General features: G+C 67.0%; 17 protein-coding genes. 7 read left to right on the top strand and 10 right to left on the bottom strand.

The features are described 5' to 3' along the window. Window positions 1–69 precede the first annotated feature (69 nt). Window positions 70–1,752 carry an energy-dependent translational throttle protein EttA gene (gene ettA / locus ABZ004_RS18090; protein WP_355681009.1) on the top strand — a complete coding sequence of 561 codons (1,683 nt, stop codon included), beginning with the start codon at window positions 70–72 and terminating at the stop codon, window positions 1,750–1,752. Window positions 1,753–1,756: 4 nt separating this feature from the next. On the opposite strand, the gene ABZ004_RS18095 is transcribed toward ettA, so the two are convergent. The 5 genes from ABZ004_RS18095 to ABZ004_RS18115 all read right to left on the bottom strand — a co-directional run bounded on the left by ABZ004_RS18095 (window position 1,757) and on the right by ABZ004_RS18115 (window position 6,136). Next, window positions 1,757–2,428, bottom strand: coding sequence for a response regulator transcription factor (locus ABZ004_RS18095; RefSeq protein ID WP_355681010.1), 672 nt, complete (start codon window positions 2,426–2,428; stop codon window positions 1,757–1,759). Next, complete coding sequence (locus ABZ004_RS18100; protein ID WP_355681011.1) at window positions 2,428–3,762, bottom strand: sensor histidine kinase; 1,335 nt, start codon at window positions 3,760–3,762, stop codon at window positions 2,428–2,430. The genes ABZ004_RS18095 and ABZ004_RS18100 overlap by 1 nt, the downstream gene beginning before the upstream one ends. Before the next feature lie 23 nt (window positions 3,763–3,785). Next, window positions 3,786–4,637 (bottom strand): hypothetical protein, encoded by an 852-nt coding sequence (locus ABZ004_RS18105; RefSeq protein WP_355681012.1) that lies wholly within the window; start codon window positions 4,635–4,637, stop codon window positions 3,786–3,788. Next, the gene (locus ABZ004_RS18110) at window positions 4,634–5,557 is read right to left on the bottom strand and encodes an ATP-binding cassette domain-containing protein (protein WP_355681013.1); all 924 of its coding nucleotides are present in this window, start codon (window positions 5,555–5,557) and stop codon (window positions 4,634–4,636) included. Before ABZ004_RS18110 ends, ABZ004_RS18105 begins: the two co-directional genes overlap by 4 nt. Window positions 5,558–5,686: 129 nt before the next feature. Beyond that, window positions 5,687–6,136 carry a MarR family transcriptional regulator gene (locus tag ABZ004_RS18115; protein WP_355681014.1) on the bottom strand — a complete coding sequence of 150 codons (450 nt, stop codon included), beginning with the start codon at window positions 6,134–6,136 and terminating at the stop codon, window positions 5,687–5,689. 111 nt (window positions 6,137–6,247) lie between these two features. Between ABZ004_RS18115 and ABZ004_RS18120 the strand changes: the two genes are divergently transcribed. After that, window positions 6,248–7,606 carry an NAD(P)/FAD-dependent oxidoreductase gene (locus ABZ004_RS18120; RefSeq protein WP_355681015.1) on the top strand — a complete coding sequence of 453 codons (1,359 nt, stop codon included), beginning with the start codon at window positions 6,248–6,250 and terminating at the stop codon, window positions 7,604–7,606. Here the strand turns inward: ABZ004_RS18120 and ABZ004_RS18125 are convergent. Both ABZ004_RS18125 and ABZ004_RS18130 read right to left on the bottom strand, forming a co-directional pair. Then, window positions 7,603–8,262 carry an SGNH/GDSL hydrolase family protein gene (locus ABZ004_RS18125; protein WP_355681016.1) on the bottom strand — a complete coding sequence of 220 codons (660 nt, stop codon included), beginning with the start codon at window positions 8,260–8,262 and terminating at the stop codon, window positions 7,603–7,605. The two genes, ABZ004_RS18120 and ABZ004_RS18125, sit on opposite strands and share 4 nt — an antisense overlap. Continuing rightward, window positions 8,259–8,717, bottom strand: a complete 459-nt coding sequence (locus ABZ004_RS18130) for a MarR family transcriptional regulator (protein ID WP_355681091.1) — start codon at window positions 8,715–8,717, stop codon at window positions 8,259–8,261. Before ABZ004_RS18130 ends, ABZ004_RS18125 begins: the two co-directional genes overlap by 4 nt. A gap of 137 nt (window positions 8,718–8,854) precedes the next feature. Between ABZ004_RS18130 and ABZ004_RS18135 the strand changes: the two genes are divergently transcribed. Next, window positions 8,855–9,412: a YceI family protein gene (locus ABZ004_RS18135; protein ID WP_355681017.1), complete on the top strand. Its 558-nt coding sequence runs from the start codon at window positions 8,855–8,857 to the stop codon at window positions 9,410–9,412. An 87-nt stretch (window positions 9,413–9,499) separates the two neighbouring features. Here the strand turns inward: ABZ004_RS18135 and ABZ004_RS18140 are convergent, their stop codons facing one another. Beyond that, entirely contained in the window at window positions 9,500–10,099 is a 600-nt protein-coding gene (locus ABZ004_RS18140; protein ID WP_355681018.1) for a TetR/AcrR family transcriptional regulator, read from the bottom strand. A 71-nt stretch (window positions 10,100–10,170) separates the two neighbouring features. Here ABZ004_RS18140 and ABZ004_RS18145 point away from each other — a divergent pair, with 71 nt between their 5' ends. Genes ABZ004_RS18145 through ABZ004_RS18155 form a run of 3 tightly spaced genes read left to right on the top strand, consistent with a single transcriptional unit; the run spans window position 10,171 to window position 13,305 of the window. Continuing rightward, entirely contained in the window at window positions 10,171–11,316 is a 1,146-nt protein-coding gene (locus tag ABZ004_RS18145; RefSeq protein ID WP_355681019.1) for an acyl-CoA dehydrogenase family protein, read from the top strand. 13 nt (window positions 11,317–11,329) lie between these two features. Then, window positions 11,330–12,550, top strand: coding sequence for an acetyl-CoA C-acetyltransferase (locus ABZ004_RS18150; RefSeq protein ID WP_355681020.1), 1,221 nt, complete (start codon window positions 11,330–11,332; stop codon window positions 12,548–12,550). Continuing rightward, on the top strand, window positions 12,550–13,305 hold the full coding sequence (locus ABZ004_RS18155) for an SDR family oxidoreductase (protein ID WP_355681021.1): 756 nt from the start codon (window positions 12,550–12,552) through the stop codon (window positions 13,303–13,305). Before ABZ004_RS18150 ends, ABZ004_RS18155 begins: the two co-directional genes overlap by 1 nt. Before the next feature lie 82 nt (window positions 13,306–13,387). Here the strand turns inward: ABZ004_RS18155 and ABZ004_RS18160 are convergent, their stop codons facing one another. After that, window positions 13,388–13,951 carry a TIGR03086 family metal-binding protein gene (locus ABZ004_RS18160; protein WP_355681022.1) on the bottom strand — a complete coding sequence of 188 codons (564 nt, stop codon included), beginning with the start codon at window positions 13,949–13,951 and terminating at the stop codon, window positions 13,388–13,390. A 77-nt stretch (window positions 13,952–14,028) separates the two neighbouring features. On the opposite strand from ABZ004_RS18160, the gene ABZ004_RS18165 reads away from it, so the two are divergent. Further along, a complete protein-coding gene (locus ABZ004_RS18165; RefSeq protein ID WP_355681023.1) occupies window positions 14,029–15,006 on the top strand; it encodes a WYL domain-containing protein in 978 nt (325 codons plus the stop codon). On the opposite strand, the gene ABZ004_RS18170 is transcribed toward ABZ004_RS18165, so the two are convergent. Next, window positions 14,997–15,518 (bottom strand): hypothetical protein, encoded by a 522-nt coding sequence (locus tag ABZ004_RS18170; RefSeq protein WP_355681024.1) that lies wholly within the window; start codon window positions 15,516–15,518, stop codon window positions 14,997–14,999. The two genes, ABZ004_RS18165 and ABZ004_RS18170, sit on opposite strands and share 10 nt — an antisense overlap. Window positions 15,519–15,607: the final 89 nt, after the last annotated feature.

The following is a 15,607-nucleotide window of genomic DNA, read 5'->3' on the forward strand; positions in this document are numbered from 1 at the left end:
AGTGCCGGGGCCAGGCCGTGTCGACTGCCGGTTGGGTTTGCGTGGGGGTGTGCACATAGGCTCTGGGGTATGGCGGAATTCATCTACACCCTTCGCAACGTCCGGAAAGCGCACGGCGACAAGGTCGTTCTCGACAACGTCACGCTGAACTTCCTGACCGGGGCGAAGATCGGCGTGGTCGGGCCGAACGGCACCGGCAAGTCGTCGCTGTTCAAGATCATGGCGGGGCTGGACCAGGCCTCCAACGGTGAGGCCCGGCTGGCCGAGGGCGCCTCGGTGGGGATCCTGCTGCAGGAGCCGCCGCTGACCGAGGGCAAGACGGTGCTGGAGAACGTCGAGGAAGGCGTCGGCGACACCAAGGCGAAGCTGGACCGCTTCAACGAGATCTCCGCCGAGCTCGCCGATCCGGACGCCGACTACGACACGCTGCTGGCCGAGATGGGTGACCTGCAGACCGAGCTGGACCACCGCAACGCCTGGGACGTGGACGCGCAGCTGGAGCAGGCGATGGACGCGCTGCGCTGCCCGCCGGCCGACGCGATCGTGGACAACCTGTCCGGTGGTGAGCGCCGCCGGGTGGCACTCTGCAAGCTGCTCCTGCAGCAGCCCGACCTGCTGCTGCTCGACGAGCCCACCAACCACCTGGATGCCGAGTCCGTGCTGTGGCTCGAGCAGCACCTGCAGAAGTATCCGGGTGCCGTCCTGGCGATCACCCACGACCGGTACTTCCTGGACAACGTCGCCGAGTGGATCCTGGAAATGGACCGCGGCAAGACCTACGGGTACGAGGGCAACTACTCGAAGTACCTGGAGACCAAGCAGCAGCGGCTCGTGGTCGAGGGCCAGAAGGACGCGAAGCGGCAGAAGATCCTGGAGCGCGAGCTCGAGTGGGTCCGGTCGAACGCTAAGGCCCGGCAGACCAAGAGCAAGTCCCGGCTGGCCCGGTACGAGGAGCTCGCGGCCGAGGCCGAGCGATCCAAGAAGCTGGACATCGACGAGATCAACATCCCGGCCGGTCCGCGCCTGGGCAGCACCGTGCTCGAGGCGAACAAGCTGGAGAAGGGCTTCGGCGATCGCAAGCTGATCAACGGCCTGAGCTTCTCGCTGCCCCGGGCCGGCATCGTCGGCATCGTCGGCCCGAACGGTGTCGGCAAGTCGACGCTGTTCCGGATGATCGTCGGCGAGGAGACCCCGGACGCCGGCTCGCTGAAGATCGGTGAGACGGTCCGGATCTCGTACGTCGACCAGTCGCGCGGCGGCCTCGATCCGAAGAAGACGGTCTGGCAGCAGGTCTCCGACGAGCTCGACTACATCAAGGTCGCGAACTTCGAGATGCCGAGCCGCGCGTATGTGGCGTCGTTCGGGTTCAAGGGCCCGGACCAGCAGAAGCCGACCGGCGTACTGTCCGGTGGTGAGCGCAACCGGCTGAACCTGGCCCTGACGCTGAAGATGGGTGGCAACCTGCTGCTTCTCGACGAGCCGACCAACGACCTGGACGTCGAGACCCTGCAGTCGCTCGAGGACGCGCTGCTGGAGTTCCCGGGCTGCGCCGTGGTGATCTCCCACGACCGGTGGTTCCTGGACCGCGTCGCGACCCACATCCTGGCGTGGGAAGGCACCGACGACGACCCGTCGCAGTGGTTCTGGTTCGAGGGCAACTTCGCGGCGTACGAGGCGAACAAGGTCGAGCGGCTCGGCGCCGAAGCCGCCCGTCCGCACCGGGTCACCTACCGCAAGCTCACTCGCGACTGAGCCTTCACGTGGGGGAGTTAGGGCGGGTCAGCTCCAGGTCGTAGGCGAGGATCACGGCCTGGATGCGGTCCCGGGCGCCGATCTTGGCGAGCACCCGGCCGACGTGTGTCTTGACGGTGGATTCCGACAACGTCAGCCGGGTGGCGATCTCGGTGTTGGTCCATCCCTTGCCGATGGCAACGAGAATCTCCCGTTCGCGATCGGTGAGACTGCGCAGCCGCGGGTTGTCCTCCTGCGACTCCTCGCGCACCGGTAGATGGTGGATGTAGGCATCCAACAGCCGGCGGGTCAGCGCGGGTGCGATGATCGCATCGCCCGCGGCCACCGCCCGAATGCCGGCCAACAGCTCCTCGGGATGAGCATCCTTGAGCAGAAAGCCGCTGGCACCGGCACGCAGCGCGGCATGGGCGTACTCGTCCAGATCGAACGTCGTCAGCACGAGCACCCGCGACCGCCCACCGTTGGCGACGATCTGCCGAGTCGCCTCGATCCCGTCCATGCCAGGCATTCGCACATCCATCAGTACGACGTCCGGGCGCAGATCCGCCGCCTGCCGAACCGCCTCCGAACCAGTCGACGCCTCGCCGGCGACCTGGGTGTCGGGGACGGATTCCAGCAGCATCCGGAACCCCAACCGCTGCAGCGGCTGGTCGTCCACGATGAGCACGGTGGTCATCAGATCCCCTCGGATCGGAGTACAGGGGTCAGGTCGAGTTCGGTCCGCACGATCCAGCCGCCGCCCGGACGAACGCCCGCGGTGACAGCTCCGCCGTACAAGGCAGCGCGTTCCTTCATGCCGATCAAGCCATGTCCGTCATCGCCGGCGCTCGGCCGCGTCCCAGCAGGCGGTCCGGTGTCCTGGATCTGGATCTGCAGGCGAGGTCCGTCGACAACGAGCGAGACGACGGTCGCGGTCGAAGGTCCCGCGTGTTTGAGGGAGTTGGTGAGGGCTTCCTGCACGATCCGGTACGCCGCCAGCTGGACGCCTCGATCCAGCGAGTCGACGTCGCCGGTTGTCCGGTAGACGACACCCGGTCCCGCGGCACGGATCCGCCCGCAGAGTGCGTCGATGTCGCCGATCCCCGGCTGAGGGGCGAGCTGCGGCGTGTCCGTGTGCTCGCGGAGAGCGCCGAGCATCCGGCGCAGTTCGCTCATCGCCTGCCGGCCGGTCTCGCCGATCAGCCGCAGCGCCTCGCCGCCGCGGTCGGGGCTCACATCCGCGGCGTACGCGCCACCGTCGGCCAGCGTGATCATCACGGACAGGTTGTGGCCGACGATGTCGTGCATCTCGCGCGCGACCCGGGCCCGTTCGTCGGCGGCGGCGAGCCGGCTGCGCTGGTCCCGCTCGATCTCCAGCCGGGCCGCGTGTTCGCGCAGACCGGCCAGCTGCGAACGCCTGATCCGTACGACGAGACCCAGCGCGACGGCTGCGATCGTGGCCGTGAACAGGAAGAACAGCGCCTCCGCGATCGAAGCCACAGCCGAGACCCGTACGCCGGCCAGGGCCAACTCGCCGATCATGACGCCTCCGGCCCACAGCAACTCCCGGAGCCGGCCGTGCAACGTCAGGCTGTACAGCGCGATCAGGAGCGCGACATCCGCGCGCAGGAAGGCCGGTTGCGACCACTGGATCGCAAACACGAGGGCGATGACGGCGAAGGCGACGAACGGAGCACGCCGGCGGAGGAACAGCGGCAGCACCAGACCGGCCTGGAACAGCAGCATCGCGCCGACGGGCAGCTCCGCGAAGGAGTCCCCGAGCTCTCGCGCGTCGTGCCGATGACCCAGGTCCGGGAGGCAGAAGATCGCGAAGACGACGATCACGACGAGAGTGTCGAGCACCCACGGGCGGTCCGCGTCGGACCGGCGCAACCGCCTGCCGATCCGACCGAACCGGACGACCAGTGGATGCTGCCACAGCGGATCGGCAGGAGTGTCGGCGCGCTGCGCCAGCGGATCGGCGGCGGCTGGCTCCGCGCCGATCGGCTCGCTGCTGGTCACTGTGGTCACCTGTTCATTGTTGCCGTAGCGCCCTAAGCGTCCGTGCGCTTGAGGCGCCAGGCCGCTGCTGCGACGAGCAGGACCGTCCAGCCGCCGAAGACGGCGAAGCCGGCACCTGGGGAGAGCGTGTGGGCAGCCTTGTGGAGCGCGAACATCGATTCACCGGCGACGCTGGGCAGGTAGGGCTGGATGGAGTTGTGCCAGGAAGCGGGCAGCAGAGAGATCAGGCCGGGGACGAGCATCAGGGCGGCGACCAGGACGGAGATCCCGCCGGCGATGGAACGCAGCAGGGCGCCCAACGCTGCTCCGATGACACCGACCAGGCCGAGGTAGACAGCGGCGCCCAGGAGACTGCGAACGACGCCGGAGTCAGAGATCGTCAGAGCCGCCGGCGTACCGGAGAGAATGCCGCTGCCGATCAGGAAGGTGACGACGGCGCCGATCAGGGCGATCAGGAAGGCGACGACTCCGAAGACCGTGACCTTCGACCACAACACCGGCAACCGCTTCGGTACCGCGGCCAGCGTCGAACGGATCATTCCGGTGGAGTACTCGCCGGCGGTGACCAGCACCCCCAGGACGCCGAGCGCCAGCTGGGCCAGGGCGACCCCGAAGAGGGACAGAGTGAGCCCGGTCGCGTCGGCGAAGTCGGGGTCGAGCTGCCGGCCCGACGTCACACTCGACTTGTACCGCGCGGCTGCGATGAGGCCGAAGGCGATCAGGAACAGCAGGCCGACGCCGAGAGTGATCCAGGTCGAGCGCAGCGACCACAGCTTCGCCCATTCGGACCGGAGTACGCGACGGCCGGTGACCTTGTACTCCGGACGCCGGGCCGCCGGCGTCGGGTTGCTCGACGCGGGGGCTGGTGAGGTGAGGACGCTCATGCGGCCACGCTCCCGGTCGTGCCGTGGTACTCGACGGCGTCCTTGGTCAGTTCCATGAAGGCTTCTTCCAGCGAGACGGTTTTGGCGGTGAGTTCGAAGAGCGCGATTCCTGCTTGCGCTGCTGAGGTTCCGATCTCCCGGGCTGTCAGACCGCTCACCTGGAGTTCCTCCGAGCCTGCCTGGCCGGTGATTTCGACGCCTGGACCAGCCAGTACTTCGCGCAGGCGTGCGGGGTCGGCCGTTGCGACGGTGACGGTGTCGCCGTCGGCCTGGCGGACCAGCTCATCGACGGTGGTGTCGGCGAGCAACCGGCCGCGGCCGACGACGATCAGGTGATCGGCGACCAGGGCCATCTCGCTCATCAGGTGTGAGGAGACGAAGACCGTGCGGCCTTCCGCGGCGAGCCCGGTGAGCAGGTTGCGGATCCACAGCACGCCTTCGGGGTCGAGCCCGTTCACCGGTTCGTCGAGCATCACGGTGGCTGGATCGCCGAGCAGAGCGGCCGCGATTCCCAGTCGTTGCCCCATGCCGAGTGAGAACGCGCCGGCGCGTTTCTTCGCGACCGATTGCAGGCCGGTCAGCTCGATGACTTCCTCGACCCGGCGCTTCGGGATGCCGTGCGTGTAGGCCTGCGCCATCAGGTGGTCGAACGCGGATCGCCCGGGGTGGATCGACCGCGCCTCCAGCAGCGCTCCGACCTCCTGCAGGGGCGCGGCATGCGCGGCGTACCGGCGTCCGTTGACGGTGACGGTGCCACTGGTCGGTGCGTCCAGGCCGATGATCATCCGCATCGTCGTGGACTTGCCGGCCCCGTTCGGCCCGAGGAACCCGGTCACCGTCCCCGGCCGCACGGTGAAGTCCAGCCGATCCACCGCCGTCGTCTCGCCGTACCGCTTGGTCAGTAGCTGTGCCTCGATCATTCGCGTAGTCCCCAACCTCCGGGCCCCGGACCACCCGGCCGCCTCACCTCCCACGCTAGGAACCCACCACCCCCGAACCCGTAGTACCACCGACCGATTTCCCCACCACCCGGTCGTACCGCAGTACCACTACAGGTCTTGAAGCGGTTGGGAGTTGTCGATGGCGTCGGCGAGGAAGGTGGAGATGGTTCGGAGTTCGTCGGTGGTGCGGGTGGCTAGGACGGCCTGGATGCGGCGGCCTTGTTCCTCGTAGAGGGGGGCGAGTTTTTCCTGGATGGCCTCGAAGGAGGGGGTGACCAGGACCTTGCGGCGGTCGGTGGGGTCGGGGCGGCGGGTGACCAGGCCGAAGGACTCCAGGCGGTCGATGACGCCGGTGACCGTGCCCGAGGTGAGGCCGGTGAACTCCGAGAGCTGGCGTGGGGTGAGTGGGCCGTGCGACTGGAGCAGCGTCATGAACTGCGAGTCGCTGGCGCCCAGGCCGAGCTTGGCCGAGACCGCGTGGTTGAACAGGATCACGTCCGCGATGAAGCGGATCATCCGCTGCTGCAGCTCCGCGGTGACTTCTTCTCTGGTGCTCATCTCGACCTCCACGCCAGAACCGGGCTTGCATTTCTCTCGGATCTCCAAGATACTCGGATTACCGAGATACTTGAACAATCGAGAGAACTGATCTTAGAGGAGCTGACCACGATGAAGGTGCTGGTGATCGGTGGTGGGACCGGCGGACTCGCGCTGGCGCACGGCCTCAAGCGGGCCGGGATCGGCGTCACGGTGTTCGAGCGCGACGTACTACGGACCGACGGGCTGCACGGCTATCGGGTCGGCATCGACCCCGACGGCAGCCGGGCGCTCAAGGCGTTGCTGCCGAGCGACCTCTACGACACGTTCGTGGCGACCAAGGCCCGCGACCCGAAGTACTTCAACATGATGACCGAGGACTTCAAAGAGGTCCTCTCGCTGGAGATCCCGCCGCAGTCCGACCCGGTCGAGAGCGAAAAGTCGATCAGCCGGATGACGCTGCGCCAGGTGCTGCTGACCGGCCTGGAGGACGTGGTCGAGTTCGGCAAGGAGTTCGTCCGCTTCGAGCAGCGCGCGGACGGCGTCACGGCGTACTTCGCGGACGGTTCGGAGGCGACCGGGGATCTGCTCGTCGCCGCGGACGGCTCCGGCTCGCGGGTACGCCGCCAGTACCTGCCGCAGGCGAAGACCGAGGAGACCGGGATCATCGCGATCGCCGGCAAGCTCCCGCTCACCGACGAGAGCGGCAAACTCGTTCCACCGAAGGTGTTCGAGGGCATCACGCTGATGCAGGCGCCGCGCGGTATCGCCTGCATCGTGCACGTGATGGAGTTCCAGTGGGACCGCGACGGCAAGGTCAAGCACGGGATCGGTGGCAACACCGAGGAGCTGATCAACAACTGGCCGGGCCTGCAGTTCGACAACACCCGCGACTACATCAACTGGGGTCTGTCGGCGACCGCTGACAAGCTCCCGGCGAACGTGATGGACCTGCGCGGCCAGGAGCTGATCGACCTCGCGATCAAGCTCACGCCCGACTGGCACCCGAACTTCCGCCGCCTCCTCGAGCTGACCGACCCCGGCACCTGCTTCCCGGTGAACATCTGGACCTCGGTGCCGCTGGATGCCTGGCCGAGCAGCAATGTGACGCTTCTGGGTGACGCCATTCACACGATGACGCCAGGTCGTGGAGTCGGCGCGAACACCGCCTTGCGCGACGCGTTGCTGCTCTGCCGCAAGCTGATCGAGGTCCGCGACGGTCGCGCCGAGTTGATTCCAGCTGTCCATGAGTACGAGGCGAAGATGATCGAGTACGGCTTCGACGCGGTGCTCAAGTCGCGGGCACAGATGAGCGGCAACGACCCGATCCACAAGCCGGTGATCGGCCGGGTCGTCCTGGCCGGGATGCGTACGGCGATGCGCACGGTCAACCACCTGCCCCCGGTGAAGCGCCGGATGCGCGACGCGATGATGGCCTACCGCGGCGAAGGCCGCGACGAGGCACCCTTCGAGATCACCACCGCGAGCTAGCTGGAGACCGCGTCGATCCAGGTGTCGGCGAGGATGCGTTGGCCGGCGTACGTCGGGTGGATGCCGTCCCAGATCCAGTGTTCGGCAGGAGCGCGCGTGGCGGCGGCGTCCAGAGCGCGCTGGTAGGGCACGAAGGTAGCGGAGTAGGCGCCGGCAAGATCGCGGACGATAGCGGCGTACGCCGTGACGAGGGCGGCCCAGGTCTCTCGCAGTTCGGGCCGCGGGCTGGTCGGCAGGTAGAACGGCTCGCCCAGCACCAGGCGTACTGACGGCAGCGCCTCGCGAGTCCGCTCCAGCAAGGCCCGGTACGCCGATCGGAAGGCGACCCCGGAGCTATCGTCCGATTTGCCCTCCATCACTTCGCCGACATCGTTCACGCCGACCAAGATGCTCAGGACATCGGGCCGATGGTCGAGCGCATCAAGATCCCAGCGAGCGGCGAGATCCGCGACGGTGTCACCACTGACGCCGCGATTCACGAACTGCCAGCCGTGCTCGGGGTACCGCGCGGCGGCCTCGGCGGCGATCAGGAACGGGTACGAGTGCCCGAGAATGTGGTTGGGGTCCTCCGAAGGTCCGCGGCCGCCGTGCGTGATCGAGTCGCCCTGGAAGACGACGAGGGATCCCGCCGCCACCAGGGCTTCGGTCAGGGTCAACGCTGGCCGATGTGTTCCGCGACGGCGTCGAAGACCCGGCCGATGGCGGCGAAGTCCTCGGGTGAGGCCACGTCCACGAGGTTCTCGCGGACACCTTCCACGTGGTACGGCGCTGCTTGCTCGAGCAGGGACATCCCCGCGTCGGTGAGCTCGGCCCATACGCCCCGCTTGTCGCTCTTGCACGAAGTACGCCGTACCAGCTCTGCTGCTTCGAGCCGGCCGACGGTGTGGGTGAGGCGTGAGCGGCTCTGGTGGAGCCGGTCGGCGAGTTCGGCCATCCGGAGTCGCCGGTCGGGCGATTCGGACAGGCGGACCAGGATCTCGTAGTCGTTGATGCCCAGACCGAACTGGCGCAGGTCGTCGTCGAGCTTGGCCATCAGGCGTGCAGTGCCCAGCAGGTAGGCACGCCACGCCACCTGCTGCTCGGCGGTCAGCCACCGGGTCCCAGTAGTCATCGTCACGAGAACAGTGTACCGGGAATGTAGTTGACTTTTAAATCGTTACTGTCTACTGTCGTACCCATCGGTTGATGCATCAACTCATCCTACCGAGCGGCACGACGCCCCCATCCTGATTTGCCTGAGAGGACCTCATGAGCCAGACCGCTACCACTTCGATCCCCGGCCTGGTGACCGGTACGTACGCGCTCGACGTGGCGCACACCGAGATCGGTTTCACCGTTCGCCACCTGATGACCAAGGTTCGCGGAACCTTCGAGGAGTTCAGCGGCGAGATCGTCGTCAAGGACGCGCTCGAGGAGTCGACCGCCAACGTGACGGTCGAGCTGGGTTCCGTGCACACCCGGAACGCGCAGCGCGACGGTCACCTGAAGTCCGGCGACTTCTTCGACGCCGAGAACAGCCCGAAGATGACGTTCGTCAGCACCGCCTTCAAGCCCGAGGGTGACGACTACATCCTGGCCGGCGACCTGACCATCAAGGACGTCACCAAGCCGATCGAGTTCGCCGTCGAGTTCCTCGGCGTCGACCAGAACGCCTACGGCCAGACCATCATCGGCTTCGAGGCCTCCACCTCGATCAGCCGCAAGGACTGGGGCATCGACTTCAACGTGCCGCTCGAGGGTGGCAAGCTGCTGATCGGCGACAAGGTCGACATCCACCTCGACGTCCAGGCCGCTCTGCAGGCCTGATCTCCGGTACGCCGGTACGCCGCGTCGCGCGGTGAATTTGTAGGCCTCGCGCTTCCCGCTTGTTTGTGGGGGAGCGCGGGGCCTCTTCTATGCCTGGACCATGCGGAGCGCGAGGTCGGCGTACAAGGTGCCGAGTTCGCTGGGGTCCTGGCGGGACGGTGAATACCACCGGGCTACGTCGATCGACAACGAGAGCACGGCGAGCGTCGTACCGTGCAAGTCGCCCACTGCGAACGAGCCGTCTGCTACTCCGTCCGCCAGCACCCGCTCCACCAGATCGGAAATCGCCCGCCGGATCGTTGCGACCTCGGCGAAATGCTCCGGACTCAACGCCGCCAGTTCGTACTGCACCACCCGGGCAATCGTGTGGTGCTCCGCATGCCAAGCCGTGAACGCCGAAACCATCCCGCGCAGTCTTTCGCCAGGGTCGATGCCCAGGTCGGCGGCGGACAAGATCTCCAGGGCTGCTTTGTGGCCGTAGAGGGAGATCTCGAAGAGGAGGCGTTCCTTGGAGGGGTAGTGGACGTAGAGGGCCGCAGGACTCATGCCGGCCCGGGAGGCGATGTCCCGGGTGGTGGTGGCCTGGAAGCCGCGTTCGGCGAAGGCGTCGATGGCACCGGTGAGGAGCCGGCGGGCGGCGGGGGGCTGGACGTGCTCCCAGACGAGGGGGCTGGTGACTGCGGACACGTTGACAGCCTGCCCTAGATTGGTCAAGCTAAGCAAGCGCTTAGCCAGCACATCTCGAGGGAGGCCCATCGATGGACCGCATCATCTTCGGCGAGGACCACCACGCCTTCCGGGCGAGTGCCAAGGAGTACGCCGACCGTTCGCTGGTACCGCGGATGGAGCAGTTCCTCGAGGAGAAGACGATCGAGCGTGCCGCCTGGCTGGAAGCCGGCAAGCAGGGCTTCCTCGGCCTCGACGTACCGGAGGAGTACGGCGGATCGTCGGTCGGCGACTACCGGTTCAACGCGGTCTTCGCCGAGGAGGTCTCGAAGGTCTCGGCCTCCCTGTCGAGCTGCTTCGGCATCCACTTCGACTGCGCCGCGCCGTACCTGGTCGATCTCGGCACCGAGGAGCAGAAGCAGCGCTGGCTGCCAAAGTTCTGCTCCGGTGAGCTGATCGCCGCGATCGGGATGACCGAGCCGTCCGGCGGCTCCGACCTGGCCGCGCTGAAGACGACCGCGAAGCGGGTCGACGGCGGCTGGGTGGTGAACGGGTCGAAGACCTTCATCACCAACGGCGACATGGCCGACCTCACCATCACCGCCGCCCGGACCGACCCGAGCAAGGGCGCCAAGGGCATCACCTTGTTCGCGATCGAAGAGGGGATGGAGGGCTTCGCCCGCGGCCGCAAGCTGGACAAGGTCGGCCAGACCGAGTCCGGTACGTCGGAACTCTTCTTCGAGGACGTCTTCGTCCCGGACGAGAACGTGATCGGCGAGGTCGACCGCGGCTTCATCCACATGATGGAGCGCCTCGCCCAGGAGCGGGTCGGCGCCGCGGTGTCGAACATCGCGCACGCCACCCAGATCCTCGACGAGACGATCGAGTACGTGAAGCAGCGCAAGGCGTTCGGTCAGCCGATCGGGTCGTTCCAGTACAACAAGTTCGTGCTCGCCGAGCTGGTCACCAAGGCCGAGGTCACCCAGGCGTATGTCGACAACGCGATCGTCGCGCACGACGAGGACCGGCTCTCCGCGGTCGACGCGGCGAAGGCGAAGTGGTGGAGCGCACAGATCCAGAACGAGATCCTGGACGCCTGCGTCCAGCTGCACGGCGGCTACGGGTATATGAATGAGTACCGGGTCGCGCGCGCCTGGCGGGATGCCCGCGTCACGAAGATCTGGGCGGGATCGAACGAGATCATGAAGGAACTCATCGGCCGCGATCTGGGCCTGTAGAAAGGGATCTGGAATGCCTGAAGCAGTCATCGTCTCCACCGCGCGGTCGCCGATCGGGCGGGCCGGCAAGGGTTCGCTGAAGGACATCCGGCCGGACGACCTGGCCGTCCAGATGATCAAGGCCGCGACCGACAAGATCGGACTCACCGGCGACCAGATCGAGGACCTGATGGTCGGCTGCGCCGAGCCGCACGACGAGCACGGCGGCAACATGGCCCGCCGGATCGCCGTCCAGCTCGGCTGGGACAACACCCCGGCGACCACGATCAACCGGTTCTGCGCGTCGTCGACCCAGACCGCGCGGATGGCCTTCCACGCGATCAAGTCCGGTGAGGGCGACATCTTCGTCAGCGCCGGCGTCGAGTGCGTCTCGCGGTACAAGAACTTCGGGTCGGCCGGGGTGGGCGATCCGAGTTCGTTCAACGAGGCGTTCGCCGACGCGGTGCAGCGGACCGAGAAGTACGCCGAGACCAACGAGACCTGGCACGACCCGCGCGAGGACGGCCTGATCCCGGACATCTACATCTCGATGGGCCAGACCGCGGAGAACGTGGCGACGCTCAAGGGGATCAGCCGGGCCGATCAGGACGCGTTCGGCGTACGGTCGCAGAACCTGGCCGAGAAGGCGATCGGCAACGGCTTCTTCGAGCGCGAGATCGTCCCGGTGACGCTGCCGGACGGCACCGTGGTGAGCAAGGACGACGGCCCGCGGGCCGGTACGACGCTGGAGAAGGTCAGCCAGCTGCAGCCGGTGTTCCGTCCCGACGGCACGGTCACGGCGGGCAACTGCTGCCCGCTGAACGACGGCGCCGCGGCCGTGGTGATCATGAGCGACACCAAGGCGCGTGAGCTCGGCCTGACCCCGCTGGCCCGGATCGTCTCGACCGGTGTGAGCGGGCTGTCGCCGGAGATCATGGGTCTCGGCCCGGTCGACGCGACCCGGCAGGCCCTTGCCCGGGCCGGGATGAGCATCGGTGACATCGACCTGGTCGAGATCAACGAGGCCTTCGCCGTACAGGTGATCGGTTCGGCGCGCGAGCTGGGGATCGAGGAGGACCGGCTGAACGTGCACGGCGGTGCGATCGCTCTCGGCCACCCGTTCGGCTCGACCGGTGCGCGGATCATGACGACGCTGGTGAACGGGCTGCAGTTCGAGGACAAGCAGTTCGGGCTGGAGACGATGTGCGTCGGCGGCGGCCAGGGGATGGCCGTCATCCTGGAGCGCCTCAGCTGATGAGTCTCAAGGACCGTACGGCGATCGTCACCGGTGCCTCCCGCGGTATCGGCCTGGCGATCGCCCAGCGTCTCGTGGCCGACGGCGCGCGTGTAGTGATCACCGGGCGTACGCAGGAGACGCTGGACGAAGCAGTGGAGTTGCTTGGCGGCCGGGCGAACGCACTGGCCGTTGCAGGTAAGGCGGCTGACCCTGAGCACCGTGCGAGTGTTGTAGCCGCTGCAGTAGCGACGTACGGGTCAGTGGATCTGCTGGTGAACAACACCGGCATCAACCCGATCTACGGTTCGCTACTGGACGTGGACCAGACCGTCGCCGCGAAGATGGTCGACACGAACGTGTTGGCGACCATCGCCTGGGTGAAAGCCTGCAAGGACGCGTGGATGGGCATCCACGGCGGTGCCGTCGTCAACCTGTCGTCGGTGGCCGGCTTGTCGCCGTCGCCTGGCATCGGCTGGTACGGCGCGACCAAGGCGATGCTGTCGCGCGTGACTAGCGAACTGGCCGTCGAGCTCGCGCCGGTCATCCGGATCAACGCGGTTGCTCCCGCGGTGGTGAAGACCAAGTTCGCCGGCGCGCTCTACGAGGGTCGCGAGGACAAGGTCGCCGCGACGTACCCGATGAAGCGCCTCGGCCGCCCGGAGGACGTCGCCTCGCTGGTCTGGTTCCTGCTCTCCGACGAAGCGTCGTGGATCACTGGGCAGACCATCACCATCGACGGCGGCATCACCTTGACGGGCGGGATGACCGGCTGAACTACCCCGGCGGCTGTCGGCAACCCGTCGGCCCCGACCTGGCCGCCCGGCTCTCGTGTGAGAGCCGGGCGTTCGGTCCGTACTACGGCCTGCGGCCTTCCCAGGCGACTAGCTGGTCGTACGCCGGGGCGTCGGGCGCGACCTCGATCACGGGGCCGAACGGCACGTGACCGCCTCGCGGCTCGGCAGGGATGAACTGCTTGACCAGGGGCAGACAGTGCTCGGCTAGTGAGTCGTCGAGCATCGCAGTACGGTCTGTTGCTTTGGCCAAGTCCCAGGAGTGAGTCGTCAGTTCGCCTGTGTAGGCAGCGATTGCTGCTGCGCCCGGCAGAGTTCCCCAGGGCAGCTTGCAGATCTGGGTGAGTACTGAAGCGTCGGCGAGGGTCTCGTCGAGCTTTGTGCGTCCTTCCTTCCAGGCGCCGGCGAAGTCGGTGATGCCGGTCGTCACCGACGGGATCGTCAGCGGGTCGCCGCCGGACAGGGCAAGGTTGATCCGGCCGACCACGGTGACGAGATGCCCGAGCAGCGTGCGTACGTCGTACTCCGGGCAAGGCGTCGGCCGGTCCAGGTCCTCGGCGCCGACGGTGTCGATCACCGCCTGCGTCTGGTCCAGTGCGGCGATGAGCATCGGGCGTGGGTCCGTCACGATCTTCCTCCAGTGAGTTGGTGTCGGAACCACTCTCGCGCTGTATATGGGACATCTTCTGTCTTATATTTCTTGGCGTGAGAGCCGACCGCCTGCTGCAGATCATCCTGTTGCTGCAGCAGCACTCGCGGCTGAGTGCAGGCGATCTGGCCGGGAGGTTGGAAGTCTCCAGGCGCACGGTGATGCGAGACATGGAAGCCCTGTCGGCAGCAGGCGTCCCTGTCTATACAGAACGCGGTCGCAACGGCGGCTGCGTGCTCCTGCCCGGCTACCGAGCAGACGTGAGCGGCCTCACTCCCCGCGAAGCTCAAGCCCTCTTCGCTTGGTCCGGCAGAGCTTCCCTGTCACAGGAGCTAGGCCTGCATGACGCATTGCAGTCCGCGATGGGCAAGCTGTCCTCCACGTTGCCCCTGCAACTTCAGGACGACGCCGAAGCTCTCTCCGGCGCCATAGTCGTAGATCGCCGCCGTTGGTTCGCCGAAGCCGAAGACACCGGCGCCTTGCCCGTACTACGCCAGGCGGTGGTGACCCGCCGTCGCATCCGCATCCGCTACGCGTCCGCATCCGAGGGTCGCCGAGTACGCCGTACCGTCAACCCCTGGGGCCTGGTCGAACAAGCCGGCCGCTGGTACCTGGTAGCCGCTCACCGTGGCGAGCCGAGAATGTACAGAGTCTCCCGCGTAGAACAGGTCGACGTGCTCGACGAACCAGCAACAAGACCCGAAAACCTGGACCTGCAAGAAGAATGGCAACGCCTACGCTCAGGCCTGGAACGCCACGCCCCCGCCGGCGTAGACGTCATCATCAGAGTCCACCCAGACCGAGCCGCCACCGTCCGCCGGATAGCAGCCCCCATGCTCGCCAAGGGCGAACACCCCCGCCCCATCCCCGCCCCCACCGACCCCTGGCCTCACGTAGCTCTACGCTTCCGAGTCCGCGAAGCAGCCTGCGGCGTACTCCTAGGCTTCGGCGCCGACGTAGAAGTCCTCGAGCCCCCAGACCTCCGCACCACCCTCCTAGACCTAGCCACTGCCGCAGTAGCCACCTACAGCTGACTGCTGCGGGTCGCCTGGAAGGTTTGGCGGAGGGTGATGTTGCCGGCTTCGTCTTCGTCTTCGTTGCGCCAGTTGAAGGTGGTGGCGGTGATGCCGGAGAAGGCCCAGCGGGTTTTGGTGGGGCCGGGGGTTTCCAGGGTGATGGTGTCGTCGGTGGCGTGGGCGATGAAGGTTTTGACGAGGGCGGCCGCCGGGCCCATCCAGGTGGAGCGGAAGGCTTTCAACTCCGGGTCGTAGATGCGGACGGAGAGGCCCCATTCGCCGTCTCCGTCGATCACCCGTTGAGCGCGGCTCGGGGTGATCCAGATGTCGGCGACCGCTCGTCCGTCGAGTGCGTAGGCGAAGTGCCACTCACCCTTGGTCGCCCGGCTCACCTGGCCCTCGTCGTCGTACCAGCTCACGTCGAGATCCCAGCTCCCGATCAACGGCGCGAACGGCCGCAGGACCTCCTCGAACTCAGGCCGAGGAGCATCCGAAACCATCAAACCCGCAAACACCGAAGCAGCCGTCATCCCACCAGTCTGCGCCGACCCCGGTCCCACGGACGACCCCTTTACCTGCAGACCAAGGGGTTGTGGACCGTAGGCACCAGCAGGCGCTC

Origin of the sequence: Kribbella sp. NPDC006257 (genome assembly GCF_040613535.1) — a bacterium.
Lineage (GTDB): Bacteria > Actinomycetota > Actinomycetes > Propionibacteriales > Kribbellaceae > Kribbella.